15 protein-coding genes and 1 riboswitch are annotated in these 13,004 nt (G+C 64.0%); of the genes, 10 read left to right on the top strand and 5 right to left on the bottom strand.

Annotated features, from left to right (window positions below; translation table 11 throughout):
• Positions 1–43 precede the first annotated feature (43 nt).
• Entirely contained in the window at positions 44–364 is a 321-nt protein-coding gene (locus JFC13_RS14015) for a putative quinol monooxygenase (RefSeq protein ID WP_198397694.1), read from the top strand.
• 75 nt (positions 365–439) lie between these two features.
• Positions 440–985 carry a hypothetical protein gene (locus JFC13_RS14010; protein ID WP_198397693.1) on the top strand — a complete coding sequence of 182 codons (546 nt, stop codon included), beginning with the start codon at positions 440–442 and terminating at the stop codon, positions 983–985.
• 25 nt (positions 986–1,010) lie between these two features.
• Here the strand turns inward: JFC13_RS14010 and JFC13_RS14005 are convergent, their stop codons facing one another.
• The 3 genes from JFC13_RS14005 to JFC13_RS13995 are packed head-to-tail and all read right to left on the bottom strand — an operon-like array spanning position 1,011 to position 4,002.
• The gene (locus tag JFC13_RS14005) at positions 1,011–1,841 is read right to left on the bottom strand and encodes an energy-coupling factor transporter transmembrane component T family protein (RefSeq protein WP_198397692.1); all 831 of its coding nucleotides are present in this window, start codon (positions 1,839–1,841) and stop codon (positions 1,011–1,013) included.
• The gene (locus tag JFC13_RS14000) at positions 1,838–3,373 is read right to left on the bottom strand and encodes an ABC transporter ATP-binding protein (RefSeq protein WP_198397691.1); all 1,536 of its coding nucleotides are present in this window, start codon (positions 3,371–3,373) and stop codon (positions 1,838–1,840) included. Before JFC13_RS14000 ends, JFC13_RS14005 begins: the two co-directional genes overlap by 4 nt.
• A complete protein-coding gene (locus JFC13_RS13995) occupies positions 3,373–4,002 on the bottom strand; it encodes an ECF transporter S component (RefSeq protein WP_198397690.1) in 630 nt (209 codons plus the stop codon). The genes JFC13_RS14000 and JFC13_RS13995 overlap by 1 nt, the downstream gene beginning before the upstream one ends.
• Before the next feature lie 23 nt (positions 4,003–4,025).
• Positions 4,026–4,134: riboswitch (TPP riboswitch) on the bottom strand.
• A gap of 113 nt (positions 4,135–4,247) precedes the next feature.
• On the opposite strand from JFC13_RS13995, the gene JFC13_RS19425 reads away from it, so the two are divergent.
• A complete protein-coding gene (locus JFC13_RS19425) occupies positions 4,248–4,766 on the top strand; it encodes a fibronectin type III domain-containing protein (RefSeq protein WP_198397689.1) in 519 nt (172 codons plus the stop codon).
• Complete coding sequence (locus JFC13_RS13985) at positions 4,750–5,103, top strand: hypothetical protein (protein WP_198397688.1); 354 nt, start codon at positions 4,750–4,752, stop codon at positions 5,101–5,103. The genes JFC13_RS19425 and JFC13_RS13985 overlap by 17 nt, the downstream gene beginning before the upstream one ends.
• A gap of 219 nt (positions 5,104–5,322) precedes the next feature.
• On the opposite strand, the gene JFC13_RS13980 is transcribed toward JFC13_RS13985, so the two are convergent.
• Both JFC13_RS13980 and JFC13_RS13975 read right to left on the bottom strand, forming a co-directional pair.
• Positions 5,323–6,231, bottom strand: a complete 909-nt coding sequence (locus JFC13_RS13980; protein ID WP_198397687.1) for a universal stress protein — start codon at positions 6,229–6,231, stop codon at positions 5,323–5,325.
• A gap of 114 nt (positions 6,232–6,345) precedes the next feature.
• Positions 6,346–6,885: a DUF4916 domain-containing protein gene (locus JFC13_RS13975; RefSeq protein WP_198397686.1), complete on the bottom strand. Its 540-nt coding sequence runs from the start codon at positions 6,883–6,885 to the stop codon at positions 6,346–6,348.
• Positions 6,886–6,945: 60 nt separating this feature from the next.
• Between JFC13_RS13975 and JFC13_RS13970 the strand changes: the two genes are divergently transcribed.
• From JFC13_RS13970 to JFC13_RS13945, 6 genes are all read left to right on the top strand, one after another.
• Positions 6,946–7,248 carry a putative quinol monooxygenase gene (locus tag JFC13_RS13970; protein WP_198397848.1) on the top strand — a complete coding sequence of 101 codons (303 nt, stop codon included), beginning with the start codon at positions 6,946–6,948 and terminating at the stop codon, positions 7,246–7,248.
• A 264-nt stretch (positions 7,249–7,512) separates the two neighbouring features.
• Complete coding sequence (locus JFC13_RS13965) at positions 7,513–9,009, top strand: MmgE/PrpD family protein (RefSeq protein ID WP_198397685.1); 1,497 nt, start codon at positions 7,513–7,515, stop codon at positions 9,007–9,009.
• A complete protein-coding gene (prpB, locus tag JFC13_RS13960; protein ID WP_198397684.1) occupies positions 9,009–9,914 on the top strand; it encodes a methylisocitrate lyase in 906 nt (301 codons plus the stop codon). Before JFC13_RS13965 ends, prpB begins: the two co-directional genes overlap by 1 nt.
• Positions 9,911–11,032 carry a bifunctional 2-methylcitrate synthase/citrate synthase gene (locus tag JFC13_RS13955; RefSeq protein WP_198397683.1) on the top strand — a complete coding sequence of 374 codons (1,122 nt, stop codon included), beginning with the start codon at positions 9,911–9,913 and terminating at the stop codon, positions 11,030–11,032. Before prpB ends, JFC13_RS13955 begins: the two co-directional genes overlap by 4 nt.
• A gap of 26 nt (positions 11,033–11,058) precedes the next feature.
• Positions 11,059–11,910 carry an enoyl-CoA hydratase/isomerase family protein gene (locus JFC13_RS13950; protein WP_198397682.1) on the top strand — a complete coding sequence of 284 codons (852 nt, stop codon included), beginning with the start codon at positions 11,059–11,061 and terminating at the stop codon, positions 11,908–11,910.
• 20 nt (positions 11,911–11,930) lie between these two features.
• Positions 11,931–12,896, top strand: a complete 966-nt coding sequence (locus JFC13_RS13945; protein WP_198397681.1) for a Ppx/GppA phosphatase family protein — start codon at positions 11,931–11,933, stop codon at positions 12,894–12,896.
• Positions 12,897–13,004 lie beyond the last annotated feature (108 nt).

Genomic DNA, 13,004 nt, shown 5'->3' with positions numbered 1-13,004 from the left:
GACACGGTCCGACGGAATTCGCACAAACACAGGAGCGGTCAGCATGATTTTCATCGTTGTGAAGTACGACGTGAAGCCCGAGAGCGTCGATGAATTCCCCGAGGCGGTGCGCACCTTTACCGAGGCGACGCGCTCGGAACCGGGCAACCTGTGGTTCGAATGGTCCAAGAGCCTGGAGAAGGACAACGAGTTCGTCCTTGTCGAAGCATTCACCGACGAAGGGGCAGAACCCCACGTCAAGAGCGATCATTTCGCCGCGGGTCTCGAAGCCATGCGCCCTCACCTGGTGTCGACGCCGAGGATCATCTCCCGCAAGATCGACGGCGAAGGCTGGGACGAGATGGGCGAACTCCAGGTCGACTGAGGCCTTTCTGCATTGCTGCGCATTATCGGCCCGCTGAGCATTCACGGCTGGGCGATAGTTGCTTAGACTTCACTCATGGTGACCAAGGCGATGAATGTGGCGGCAATCGAGAAGGCTCTCGGCGAACCGTGGGCGGATACCAAGGCCCGCCTCGAAGCGGCCGGGGGAGCGTCGGCGAGTCACAAGGAACTCGCCGACGCCCTCTACCCGCAGTTCGACGGAGTCATCGAGAAGCACGGCTGGTGGGTCCAAGGCGCGGTCGTGGCCTATGAGCAGGAGATCGGCCGACGTGTGCCGGGCCAGCGGGCTGACGGCACCTTCGACGTGGCGGTCTCACGCACCGTGACCGGTCAGCGTGATGACGTCATCACTCGATTCGCCTTCCTCATCGATGAGGGAACGCTGGCAGGTCTGACCCTTGACGGTGAGGCACGCACGTCGACGACGGAGAAGCGCTCCTTCTGGCGGGCGAACCTCGAGGACGGAACCAAGTTCGAGGCAGCCGCCGAACCGAAGGACGAGAACAGGACACTCCTCGTCCTCACCGTCTCCAAACTGCCCAGCGCCGAGAGACTTGAGGAATGGCGGTCAGACCTGAAGGGTCTTCTCTCCCAGATCTAGTTCCCGCCGACGATCGGGCGCAGACTCAGCCGCCGACGATCGGATTCCAGGTGCCCAGCAGATGAGCGGCCGCGATTGCGAGCACGCAGACCCCGATCGAGGCCGACAGCGCCACACCATCCCTTGAGCCGAAGGTCGACTCTCGACGCCATGTCCGCCCCGGACGACCGAACGCCCGGCCCTCCATCGCCATCGCCAAGGTGGTGCCGCGACGGATCGACTGCACCAGCAGCACGAAGATGCCGGCGAACAGACTGCGCGTGCGCCGGACGATCGAACCGCCGGCAATGCCCCTGGCCCGTCTGGCCATCGCCAGGGTCTGCCACTCACTGACGAGGAGACCGAGCAGTCTGCTGGCTGCCAGCACCGAGACGACAACCACCTCGGGCAGCCGCAGCCGCTGGACGAGCGCATCCGCCAAGTCACGGGGATCGATGGTCGAGGCGAGCACGATGAGCGGAATCGCCAGCGCCAGGGCTCGCAGGAAGATCGCCGCCGCAGCCCCCAGCGAATCAGTTGTCATCAGGATCGGACCGACGTCGACGACCACCGCACCTGTCTTCTCCGCCAAGATCGCTGTGCCCCACGCGGCCAACAGTGCACCGAGAGGCAGGAACCACAACCGCAGGAGCGCCGCCCGCAGGTCGAGTCCCGTCGCCGGCAGCGCAAGCAGGCAGAACCCGAGGACGATTCCTGCTGAGACCATGTCGATGCTCAGCAGCGTCCCGACCATGAGGATGAGCGCCACAGCGATCTTCGTCAGCGGATTGCACCTGACCAGCGCCGTCCTGCGCACAAGGGGGATGAGCTGGCCCGGATCGTGGACTGCGACCGGTGACGGTGTTGGTGCACTCACAACTCTCGCCCCTCCTGGATGTCTCCAGCTCCGGTCTTCTCCGCTGTGGGCTGCTTGGCACCGCCGAGGACGACGCGTCTGGCCCCGATCGCTTCGAGGAAGGCATGGTCGTGGCTGATGGCGACCACCGTTGATCCGCGTGTGAGGACATCGAGGAACTGTTCGACCAATCCTGCCCAGGTCAGGGCGTCCTGACCGAAGGTCGGCTCGTCGACGATGAGGACCTGCGGTCGGGGAGCCATCATGGCCGCCACTGACAGGCGCCTCTTCTCACCTCCGGACAGCCCCTGCGGATGCGCCTCGGCGAGGGTCTCAAGGCCAAGCGCCCGCAGCAGCTCGGCGACACGTTCCTCGACCTGATCCGCTGACCATCCGGACAGACGCGGACCCAGAGCCAGCTCTTCGGCGACACTTGAGCGCAGGAACTGATGCTCCGGCTCCTGGAACACCATCCCGATACGAGGAGCCAGAAATGCTGAGGGCCAGCGGAAGGGCCGGGCATGTCTGGCCCCAGACCGCAGTGAGCCCAGCGCGCTGACTTCTCCGCCGAACTCGGGAATGAGGCCTGCCAAGGTCAGGGCCAGCGTCGACTTGCCGGCCCCGTTGGCACCGACGATACCCACAGCCTCACCAGCCCGAATGGACAGATCGAGACCGGTGACGGCCGGGGCCTTCACCCGCGGTCGAGCAGCGCTGAGCTGATCGGTCCTGAGGACGACCTCGCCGGCCGACACCGAAGCAGCGCCCGATACGGACTCCACCGCATTCCGATCGTCTCCGGCCACGGACTCTGTCGTTCCCGGCACCCAGATTCCACTCTCGAGAAGCACCTCGGCGAGTTCGGGGTCACCGAAGACCGAACTCGGTGTGCCCTGCGCAAGCAGCCCGCCCGAGCCGAGCACGATCACGGTGTCCACATGATCGAGCCACAGTTCGACCCGGTGTTCGACGATGACCATCGTCGCCGAGGTTGCCGCCTGGGTATCGAGGACGGCATCCCGAATGGACGCGGCCGAGTCCGGATCGATATTCGCCGTCGGCTCGTCGAGGATGATCACCTGTGGTGCCATCGCGTGGACTCCCGCCAGTGCCAGCCGCTGCTTCTGACCCCCGGACAGTGCCGCGGTGGGATGGTCATGAGGGAGGTCGAGGCCCATCGTCTGCAGCGAGGCGGAGATGCGGGCATCGATGATCTCCGCAGGCAGTCCCAGGTTCTCCATCCCGAAGGCGACATCGTCGCCGACGCGGGAGAAGATCACCTGCGAATCGGGATCTTGCAGGACCAGCCCGGTCTCACCTCGGCGAGGGTCGGGTGGCAGGTCTCCGACGAGCAGCTGCCCGTCGGCTTCGCCGGATTCAGCGGGGAGGACCCCGGCGATCGCATGCAGCAGGGTGGTCTTGCCAGCCCCGGATGGGCCCAGAAGAAGCACCTTCTCACCTGCGTCGATGTGCAGGTCGAGGGGGACGAACGCAGGCTGCTCGCGATCGGCGTGGCGCCAAGAGTACCGGCGAGCAGTGATTGGCAGGGCCATCAGCGCAGGCGACCGGAGGCGAAGGAACTCAGCGCCCCGGTCTTCGCGATCGCGCGGTAGGCGAACCAGGCGCCGACGCCGGAGATGACGACGCCGGAGATGACGGCGCACACCGTGTAGGCGGCTTGGAAGCCGAACTGCCATTCGGCGTTGTACATGATGTTCTCGCTCACGGACATGAACGCGGCGGCCAGGAAGCCGGCCAGGCTCGTGACCCACAGGGTGAACGTGCGATAGCCGAAGGCTGCGAAGATGAGTTCGGCGCCGAGGCCCTGGACCAGCCCGGACAGCAGGACGGTAGCGCCGAAGTGGGAGCCCAGCACAGCCTCGACGACGGCGGCGATCATCTCGCACAGCAGGGCGGCACCGGGTTTGCGGATGATGGCCCCGGCCAACGGCCCGGCGAGGACCCAGAGCCCGGCGATGAGGCCGATCGAGGGAGGGAAGGCCTGGAACCCGAGTTCGAGTACCTTCCAGCTCAGGGCCAGGACCCAGAAGATGAGTCCGACGCTGATCCCGAGCACAGCGGTGACGACATAGTCGACGACCCGCCACTGCTTCGTCGCCGGTGCGTGGGAATGGTTTCGCGCGGTCTTCGAAGTGGATTCAGGCGCGGCTGTTTCTGGCATTGTGCCTCCTCATATCAAGGAGGGGTAGAAGAGTCTCGACTTCCTTCGGCGGTGCTAGCCGCATCAGGTTCGAGGGTCTGCAGCTTCATCTGCACTCTCAGCGCCCCTATTGGCGCTCCCCTGTCGTGGAGACCACTGTACAGCAGTTCACGGCAGTACCGCGTGGTGAAAAGTTCACCTGCCGTTGACTCGGCGGCCGCCCGTCGGGGTCGAGGCTTTCATTACCGGCGGGTAGGAATGATCGGGTGAAAACACAACATCATCTGATCAGACCACTGGGTTTCCTGTCCGCACTGACGCTGCTGGCCGCGCTCGTGTCGGCACCGATTCCGGCACATGCCCAGGAACAGCTGCTCAGCAGCGATCCCCCCGCGAAGAGCCAGGAACGGACATCCGCGATCACCGATCCCGTCCTCCAAGTCGGAGCCGACGAGCGAACGCGCAACCTGTCGTGGATGAGTGAGAGCTCCGGCGGGGGAGAGGTCCGCTGGGCCAAGGCTTCCGAACTTGAGGGTCCGGCGCTTCCCGCCGATGCGAAGCGCGCCACGACGACGAAGTCCGGGCTCTCAACTGATCTCAAACGCCACTACAACCATGCGAGTATGACCGGGCTGGAGCCGGACACCGAATACGTCTACCAGGTCGGAAGCGAGGAGGACGGCGTCTCACCGGTGGCGCAGTTCGATACGGGGACAGCGGGTGGGGACAGCGCAGGATCCGCGGTTGGTCTACTCTCTGGGCGATCAGGTGAACTCCGCCAATGACCAGGGCCAGTACGAGGAGGACTTGGCACCTGAGGCGACGACAACTGTTCCGCAGGCGACGACGATCGGCAATCATGATGTCGCGTCGAAGTCCTATGGGCAGCACTTCAACCGGCCCAACGTCAGCTCGGACCACGGTGAAGGTGGAGCCATCACCTCCGGCGGGGACTACTGGTTCATCGATTCCGGGGTTCTGTTCATCAACATCAATTCGAACAGTCATGACACCGACGCGCACGCCGAATTCATCGACGAAGTCGTCAAGGCCCGCGGCGACGAGGCCCGGTGGAAGGTCCTCGGTTTCCACCCACTCGATCTATTCGACCGCGACGCATAACAGCGGGTTGGAATGGGAGGCCAAGAGCGTGCACAACGACACCCCAGCCTTCACTCGAGTGCGGGTGAGTGACGAAGCTCTGCAGGCAGCGTCCGAGAAGATCGACGATGTCGAGATCACCCGCGCCGGAAATGACGCTCCAGAGCCGGGAGCCGACGTGGAAGCAGATGCGAACGTGGGTTCAGATGCGGACGCCGGCGATCTCCCGCGCACCGGCACTCAGCTCGGGACGACCATGATCGGGCCCTCCGCGCGGTGGAGGACTCCACGTGACACGGAGCCCAGAATCGCACTTCGGACTGCTCCGCGTCCGCGGGTGCCGAGGACGGTCAGCTGTGCGGTCTTTGCGGCTTCGACGAGAACTCCGGCCGGGTCTCCGATGGGCACCTCGGCATCGACCCGCAGATCGGGGAACTGCTGAGCCACTGCCGCGACCTCGGACTCGAGGGCTGCCTCGAGCTGCTTCTTCCTCCGAACGGAGACCTCGGCGCTCAGCTCCAGTTCGGGGTACCAGTAGAGCCATTCCTCGCCGGCTGGGAGGACGGAGATGATGTCGAGGGCGGCACTTCGGGAGCTGGCCACCTCGGCGGCGGTGAACATCGCCAGACGTCCGGCATCCGAGCCGTCGACGGCGACGAGCACCGGGGCATCATCCGTCTCCGTTCGGTGGCCTGGGACCACGATGGTCGGGCAGTGGGAGTGGGCAGGCAGCGCTGTGGAAACCGAGCCGAGAATTCGGCCCATGAATCCGCCGCGGCCTCTCGCGCCCACCACCACCGTCCGTGCGTGTGCGCTCAGATCCTTCAGCACCCCGGCCGCGTCTCCCCGATCGGCGCGGTAGGAGACCTTGCCTACGTGGTCTCGCAGGAGTCCGGCCGCTTCACCGAGGAGTTTCTCGACCGCTCGGAGTGAGGCCTGCTCCTCGTTCTCCTCCGGCATTGATGCGATGTTCGGATAGATCATCGCAGGAACGGTATAAGCGGCGACGACGGTGAGAGCGGCGCTGCGGCGAGTGGCCTCGGCTGCCCCGTACTCGAGGGCGCGCGCGGCGAGTTCGGAGCCGTCGTAACCGACGAGGATTCCGAGGTTCATCGATGCTTGGTCAGCGGTGCGGTTCTCAGCAGTCATGGCAGACCTCCCGTGGGGGCCGACTGTACCCGGACGAGGACGATGGCCCCGTCATCAGAACCGTCCTCGTGGACTCAGTCTACCAAGGGACTTCTACTGAGTGTAGAAAAATTGTCAGATCGCGAAGCCCATATGCGCCAGTGCGTAGCGGAGGATGTGCTCCTGACCGTGGCACATCTCGCCGACGATGTCAGAGCGCAGCGTTTCCTCCGGCGTCAGCCAATCGAGGCTCAGGGCATCCGCGCGAGGAGTGCACTCGCCTCGGACTTCGAGGATGAAGCACATTGAGATCGCATGCTGGCGAGGGTCGTGGAGGAGCGAGGAGCCTTCAGTGGGGAAGTACTCGGCGATGTGGAACGGTGCGATCGCAGGCGGAATGACCGGCAGTGCCATCGGTCCGAGGTCATTCTCTGCATGGCGCATCAGCGCTGTGCGGATGCTCTCGTGGAAGCGGATCCGCCCGCCGACGACCTCTCGGCCCAGTGTTCCATCGTCCAGGCTGCGCAGCAGGAGGCCGATCCGCTCGACGTCTCCCGATTCGCCCACCCGCACAGGAATCGCATTGACATAGGGGATGGGCAGTCGCCGTCGCAGCTGAGCGAACTCGGCATCGTCGAACCAGTTGTCGTCGAAGTCCAGAGCAGTGCGCGTCATGGCTCAATTGTGGCACATCGGCACGTGATGCAGTTCACTCCCGCTGGTGTCCTTGAGACCATGGTCTTCGCGAACGTCGGCACCCTCGGGACACTGCCCGGACAGCGCGACGCCCTGGTTGCTCTCCTCACCCGTGGCAACGACTACCTCAAGCGGATCGGGTGCCTGAGCTATGAAGTCGGAGTCAGTGATGATCATCCCGACACCGTCTTCGTCATCGAACTCTGGGAGAGCGAGGATGCACACCGAGAGTCCCTGCAGCTGTCCGAAGTCCAGGTCTCGATCGCAGAAGCCCGCCCCATGCTCTCCGGTGAATTCGGCGGTTACAGCTTCGACATCGCAGGGTCACCCCTGCGCGACTGAGCCTCGCTTCTCGTGGATGGTTCCTCACTTCTGCGCGGCTTTCTCATATCGCGGCTGCGCGGCTCTCCCGGACCGCGGCCGTGCCAGCGAATGTTGCCGGATCGGCATTGCGAGACCGGGTGGTGGGAACTCGGTGCGGTCGGGTAAAGTATCTTGATGTCGAGATAAAATTCTGACCAGACCGTGACAGTGACGTGACGTAGCCTACAGTTGTGTCAGCCACTGGAAGACCTGAACGGTCAAGGACGTTTGAAGGGGTTAACCATGATCGATCATGAAGTCCGCACGCACAAGAGCTCAGAGAACCTGGCTCGCGAAGACCAACTCGCCTGGAAGATCGCCGAGGTCGCCTCAGACCCGACTCCGGTGGACTCAGAGGTCACCGAAATGGTGATCAACCGCGTCATCGACAACGCCTCGGTGGCCGCAGCCTCGGTGCGCCGTTCGGCCCCGCTGCACGCCCGTGAACAGGCACAGACCCACCCGTACTCACCCGGAGCCACCGTCTTCGGTCTGCCCCTGGGCGAGCACTTCTCCCCGGAATGGGCTGCCTGGGCCAACGGAGTCGCAGTTCGTGAACTCGACTTCCATGACACCTTCCTCGCCGCCGAATACTCACACCCCGGCGACAACATCCCACCCGTCCTTGCAGTCGCCCAGCACAAGGGCATCAGCGGCAAGGACCTCATCAACGGCATCGCCACCGGCTACGAGATCCAGGTCGACCTGGTCAAGGGGATGTGCCTGCACGAGCACAAGATCGACCACGTTGCCCACCTCGGCCCATCCGCAGCAGCCGGCATCGGCGCAATGCTCGGCCTCGACACCGAAATCACTTTCCAGGCGATCCAGCAGGCCCTGCACGTGACCACCGCGACACGTCAGTCCCGCAAGGGCGAGATCTCCTCGTGGAAGGCACACGCTCCTGCATTCGCCGGCAAGATGGCCGTCGAGTCCGTCGACCGTGCCATGCGCGGCGAGGGTGCGCCCAACCCGATCTATGAAGGTGAAGACGGCTTCATCGCCTGGATCCTCTCGGGCCCCGAGGCTCGTTACACCATTCCTCTGCCGGGTGCAGGTGAGGCCAAGCGCGCGATCCTCGACACCTACACCAAGGAGCACTCGGCCGAGTACCAGGCCCAGGCGCTCATCGACCTCGCGCGCAAGCTCGGTGGCGAGATCGAGGATCTGAGCAAGATCAAGCGCATCGTCATCCACACCTCGCACCACACGCACAACGTCATCGGCACCGGCGCGAACGACCCGCAGAAGATGGATCCCAAGGCCAGTCGCGAGACCCTCGACCACTCGATCATGTACATCTTCGCCGTGGCCATGGAGGATCAGGGCTGGCACCACGAGCACTCCTACGCTCCCGAGCGTGCCGGACGTCCGGAGACCGTCAAGCTGTGGCACAAGATCGAGACCACCGAAGACAAGGAATGGACTCGCCGCTACCACTCGACCGACCCCAATGAGAAGGCCTTCGGCGGCCGCGTTGAGATCGAATTCGAGGACGGATCGACCCTGGTCGACGAGATCGCCGTGGCCGACGCGCACCCCTTCGGTGCCCGTCCCTTCGCCCGCGCGAACTACATCGAGAAGTTCAAGACCCTGTCCGAGGGCATCCTCACCGGTGCCGAGCAGACTCGTTTCATCGACCTGGCCGAGAACCTCGAGAACCTCGACGCAAAGGGTGTTGCCGAACTCAGCTTCACCGTCGACGGACTCGAGCACACCGGCTCGAAGGGCATCTTCTGATGTTGGGGGCAACCGCAACGCCGGCCGAGCGCCGCGCGAAGTTCCGTGAACTTCTCGCCGGTGACCAGATCGTGCAGTTCCCCGGCGCCATCAATCCGATCAACGCTCAGATCATCGAGCAGACCGGATTCGAGGGTGTCTACATCTCCGGTGGCGCCTTCTCCGCGGCCATGGGCCTGCCCGATATCGGACTCACCACCCTCACCGAGGTGGCCGATCACGGACGTAACATCGCCCGGGTGACGAACCTGCCGACCTTCATCGACGCCGACACCGGCTGGGGCGAAGCCATGAACGTGGCGCGCACCATCCAGGAATTCGAAGACGCAGGAATCTCGGGGATGCACCTCGAAGATCAGGTGAATCCGAAGCGCTGCGGCCACCTCGACGGCAAAGAGGTTGTCACCGCTGCTGAGATGAGCAAACGCATCGCCGCCGCCGTCAAGGGCCGTCGGGATGAGAACTTCGTCATCAGTGCCCGCACCGACTCCCGTGCAGGCGAAGGCCTCGACGCGGCGATCGGTCGCGCGAAGGCCTACGTCGACGCCGGAGCGGACCTGATCTTCCCCGAAGCCATGCGCGACCTGAGCGAGTTCGAGAAATTCGCCAGCAGCGTGGATGTTCCGATTCTGGCGAACATGACAGAATTCGGAAAGAGCGAACTGTTCACGACCGAGCAGTTGGCGAACGTCGGAGTCAAAGTCGTGATCTACCCGGTCACAACTCTGCGTCTCGCCATGGGTGCGATCAAATCGGGCCTGCAGACCATTCGAGATCAGGGCACCCAGGTGGACCTGCTCGAGGGCATGCAGACCCGTGCGGACCTCTACGACACGATCGACTACGCTGCGTACAACGATTTTGACGCAGCCGTATTCAACTTTTCACAGGAGGGTCACCAGTGACCGAAGAAATCAAGAAGGGCCTCGCCGGCGTCGTTGTCGACACCACGGCCGTTTCGAAGGTAGTCCAGGAAACGAACTCGCTCACCTACCGCGGGTATCCCGTGCAGGAACTCGCTGCACAGCGCAACTTCGAAGACGTCGCCTACCTGATCTGGAACGGTGAACTGCCGACGAAGGCTCAGCTCGACGAATTCAAGGCCCGCGAGCGCTCACAGCGCACCGTCGACGACAAGCTGATCCAGCTCATCCTCGACCTGCCCAAGGACTGCCACCCGATGCACGTGGTGCAGACGGCCGTGTCCTACCTCGGCGCTGTCGATCCTGACGCAGACGTCGAAGGCGAAGAGGCCAATCTGGCCAAGGCCGAGCGTCTCTACGCCCAGCTGCCGACGATCGTGGCCATCGACCACCGTCGCCGCCATGGCCTCGACCCGGTCGCTCCGACCGAGGACCTCGACTACGCCGCGAACTTCTTCAAGATGGTCTTCGATGAGGTTCCCGACGAGGCGGTCGTGCGCTGCTTCGACATCTCGATGATCCTCTACGCGGAGCACTCGTTCAACGCGTCGACGTTCACCACCCGCGTCATCACCTCGACGACGGCCGACCTGTACTCGGCAGTCGCCGGTGGCATCGGCGCCCTCAAAGGCCCCCTGCACGGCGGTGCCAATGAGGCCGTCATGGCGATGCTCGAAGAGGTCGGCACCGCCGACAAGTCATCGGCGTGGATCGACGACGCCCTGGCGAAGAAGGCCAAGATCATGGGCTTCGGACACCGTGTCTACAAGAACGGTGACTCGCGCGTTCCGACCATGCGCAAGGCCTTCGAGAACATGGTTGCGGCGAAGGGTGCAACCGATCTCCTCGATCTCTACAACGCCTTCGAAGAGGACTTCGTCTCACGCAAGGGCATCTACCCGAACCTCGACTACCCCTCAGGTCCCGCTTACCACCTGATGGGCTTCGACACCGATCAGTTCACCCCGATCTTCGTCATGGCCCGCATCACCGGCTGGACCGCTCACATCATGGAACAGCAGGCCAACAACGCTCTGATCCGTCCGCTGAGCGCCTACGACGGTCACGAGCAGCGCGAGGTCCCCGAAAACCGGGGCTGAAGCGCCACAGCTGAAAGGCGACAAACATGACCGTTGACGGCACATACCGTCCGGTCGATCTCGAGGGTTTCGACTTCACCGTCACAGGTGGAGTCGGAACCCTCGTCATTGATCGGCCCGAAAAACGCAACGCCATCTCCCGTCCGATGTGGCGGGCCCTGCCGGAGATCATCGCCGGCATCGACGCCGATGACTCGATCGGGGCACTGGTGATCACGGGCGCGGCCGGGCACTTCTCCGCCGGGTCCGATATCGCTGACCTCAACGTCGCCCTCGCCGATTTCTGGGAGCTCAATTCGACCGCCGAGGCGGCTGTGGCCAATGCCCGTACCACGACGATCGCGGCCATCACCGGCAACTGCGTGGGCGGGGGCACCGAGATCGCGGCCGCCTGCGACATCCGCATCGCGGCCCCCGGCTCGATCTTCGGCGTCACGGCTGCGAAGCTCGGCCTCGTCTACCCACCGGGTCCAACCCGCCGCCTGGCCACCGTCCTCGGTGACTCCTGGGCCAGGTATCTGCTGGTCACTGCCTCGATCGTCAAGTTCGATCAGATGCGTCAGCTCGGCTTCTTCCACGAGGTCTCCGAGGCTCCGTTGGATTCGGCACAGGTGATGGGGGAGAAGATCGTCGGACTCTCACGGCTGTCGCAGATCGGCTCGAAGGCAGTCCTCGCCGGAGAATCCATGGAGACCGCCGGCACTCCGGATGCAGACACCGCGTTCAACCCACCACAGTGGCTCGACGAGGCGTACCAGGATGAGATCACCCGCGGACAGGAGGCGTTCTTCGCGAAGCGCCCGCCCGAGTTCAGCTTCCGGGGCACGGCTTGGGCCGAGGGGTCGATACCTACGAGCTCGGCACCGGAAAAGCCGTAAACAGTGGTTAAACTGATCGAATGCGCCTAGCAGTCCTCGATATCGGGTCCAACAGCGTCCACCTCCTCGTGGTCGACGCTCACGTCGGAGCCCCTCCCCTGCCTGCCACCTCCCACAAGGAGATCCTGCGCCTCGCCGAGTACCTCGGCGATGACGGGATGATCGATGCCGCAGGTCAGGAACGACTGCATAACTTCATCGCCGAGGCGGTGGAGATCGCCGAAGACCAAGGATCGGAACAGATCCTGGCGTTCGCCACCTCGGCGGTCAGAGATGCCCCGAACGGTGCCGAGCTCATCGATGCCATCAATGCTCAACTCGGCGTAACCCTCAACGTGATGTCCGGCAAGGACGAAGCACGGGTGACGTTCCTCGCAGTCAGGCGCTGGTTCGGCTGGTCGGCGGGCAAGATCCTGCTGCTCGACATTGGTGGCGGCTCCCTTGAGATCGCGGCCGGTCAGGACGAATACCCGGAAGCGGCCGTGTCAGTGCCCTTGGGTGCTGGTCGCACCTATTCCGATTTCCTCCCTGATCCTCTGCCCAGTGCCGATGACATCCACAGCCTGCAGAAATATGCGCGGTCTCAGATCGGTCGCATCGCCGGCAAGATCAACCGAGTCGGCACCGCCGATCAGGTGGTCGGGTCATCGAAGACCTTCCGTTCGCTGGCTCGGATCGCCGGCGCGGCACCCAGCGGCGACGGCATCTACGCCCCACGCAAACTCTTCCGCCGTGACCTCGCCGGAATCATCGAGACACTGTCCTCCCGGACCCCCGAAGAGCGCGCGACGCTGCCCGGAGTCTCCCAGGCTCGGGCCGGGCAGATCCTCGCGGGTGCCATCGTCGCCGACGCGGCCTTCGCCATCTTCGACGTCAACGTCATGAGCATCTCCCCGTGGGCACTGCGGGAAGGGATCATCATGCGCAAACTCGACCTGCTCGATTCCGCGGAGACTTCCTCGGCCATGCGGGTGGAGCTGGTCTGAGGGGTTACGCTTCTGGTCGTTATGTTTCCCTTCTGCGCATTGCCTGTTAGATTTTTCCTAACTGCCGCACACGACCCGAACCCACCGTTCGGGGCGTGATAATGGTGG

This window comes from Brevibacterium antiquum, assembly GCF_016107655.1.
Lineage (GTDB): Bacteria > Actinomycetota > Actinomycetes > Actinomycetales > Brevibacteriaceae > Brevibacterium > Brevibacterium antiquum.
Note: the sequence above shows the minus strand (reverse complement) of the source record. Positions and strands in the feature narration are given on the sequence as shown.

Bases quoted from the DNA above. Each gene is read 5' to 3' on its own strand.
- JFC13_RS14015 (WP_198397694.1), top strand. From the start codon at position 44: ATGATTTTCATCGTTGTGAAGTACGACGTGAAGCCCGAGAGCGTCGAT.
- JFC13_RS14010 (WP_198397693.1), top strand. From the start codon at position 440: ATGGTGACCAAGGCGATGAATGTGGCGGCAATCGAGAAGGCTCTCGGC.
- JFC13_RS14000 (WP_198397691.1), bottom strand. From the start codon at position 3,373: ATGGCCCTGCCAATCACTGCTCGCCGGTACTCTTGGCGCCACGCCGAT.
- JFC13_RS13995 (WP_198397690.1), bottom strand. From the start codon at position 4,002: ATGCCAGAAACAGCCGCGCCTGAATCCACTTCGAAGACCGCGCGAAAC.
- JFC13_RS13980 (WP_198397687.1), bottom strand. From the start codon at position 6,231: ATGACTGCTGAGAACCGCACCGCTGACCAAGCATCGATGAACCTCGGA.
- JFC13_RS13975 (WP_198397686.1), bottom strand. From the start codon at position 6,885: ATGACGCGCACTGCTCTGGACTTCGACGACAACTGGTTCGACGATGCC.
- JFC13_RS13970 (WP_198397848.1), top strand. From the start codon at position 6,946: ATGGTCTTCGCGAACGTCGGCACCCTCGGGACACTGCCCGGACAGCGC.
- JFC13_RS13965 (WP_198397685.1), top strand. From the start codon at position 7,513: ATGATCGATCATGAAGTCCGCACGCACAAGAGCTCAGAGAACCTGGCT.
- prpB (WP_198397684.1), top strand. From the start codon at position 9,009: ATGTTGGGGGCAACCGCAACGCCGGCCGAGCGCCGCGCGAAGTTCCGT.
- JFC13_RS13950 (WP_198397682.1), top strand. From the start codon at position 11,059: ATGACCGTTGACGGCACATACCGTCCGGTCGATCTCGAGGGTTTCGAC.
- JFC13_RS13945 (WP_198397681.1), top strand. From the start codon at position 11,931: ATGCGCCTAGCAGTCCTCGATATCGGGTCCAACAGCGTCCACCTCCTC.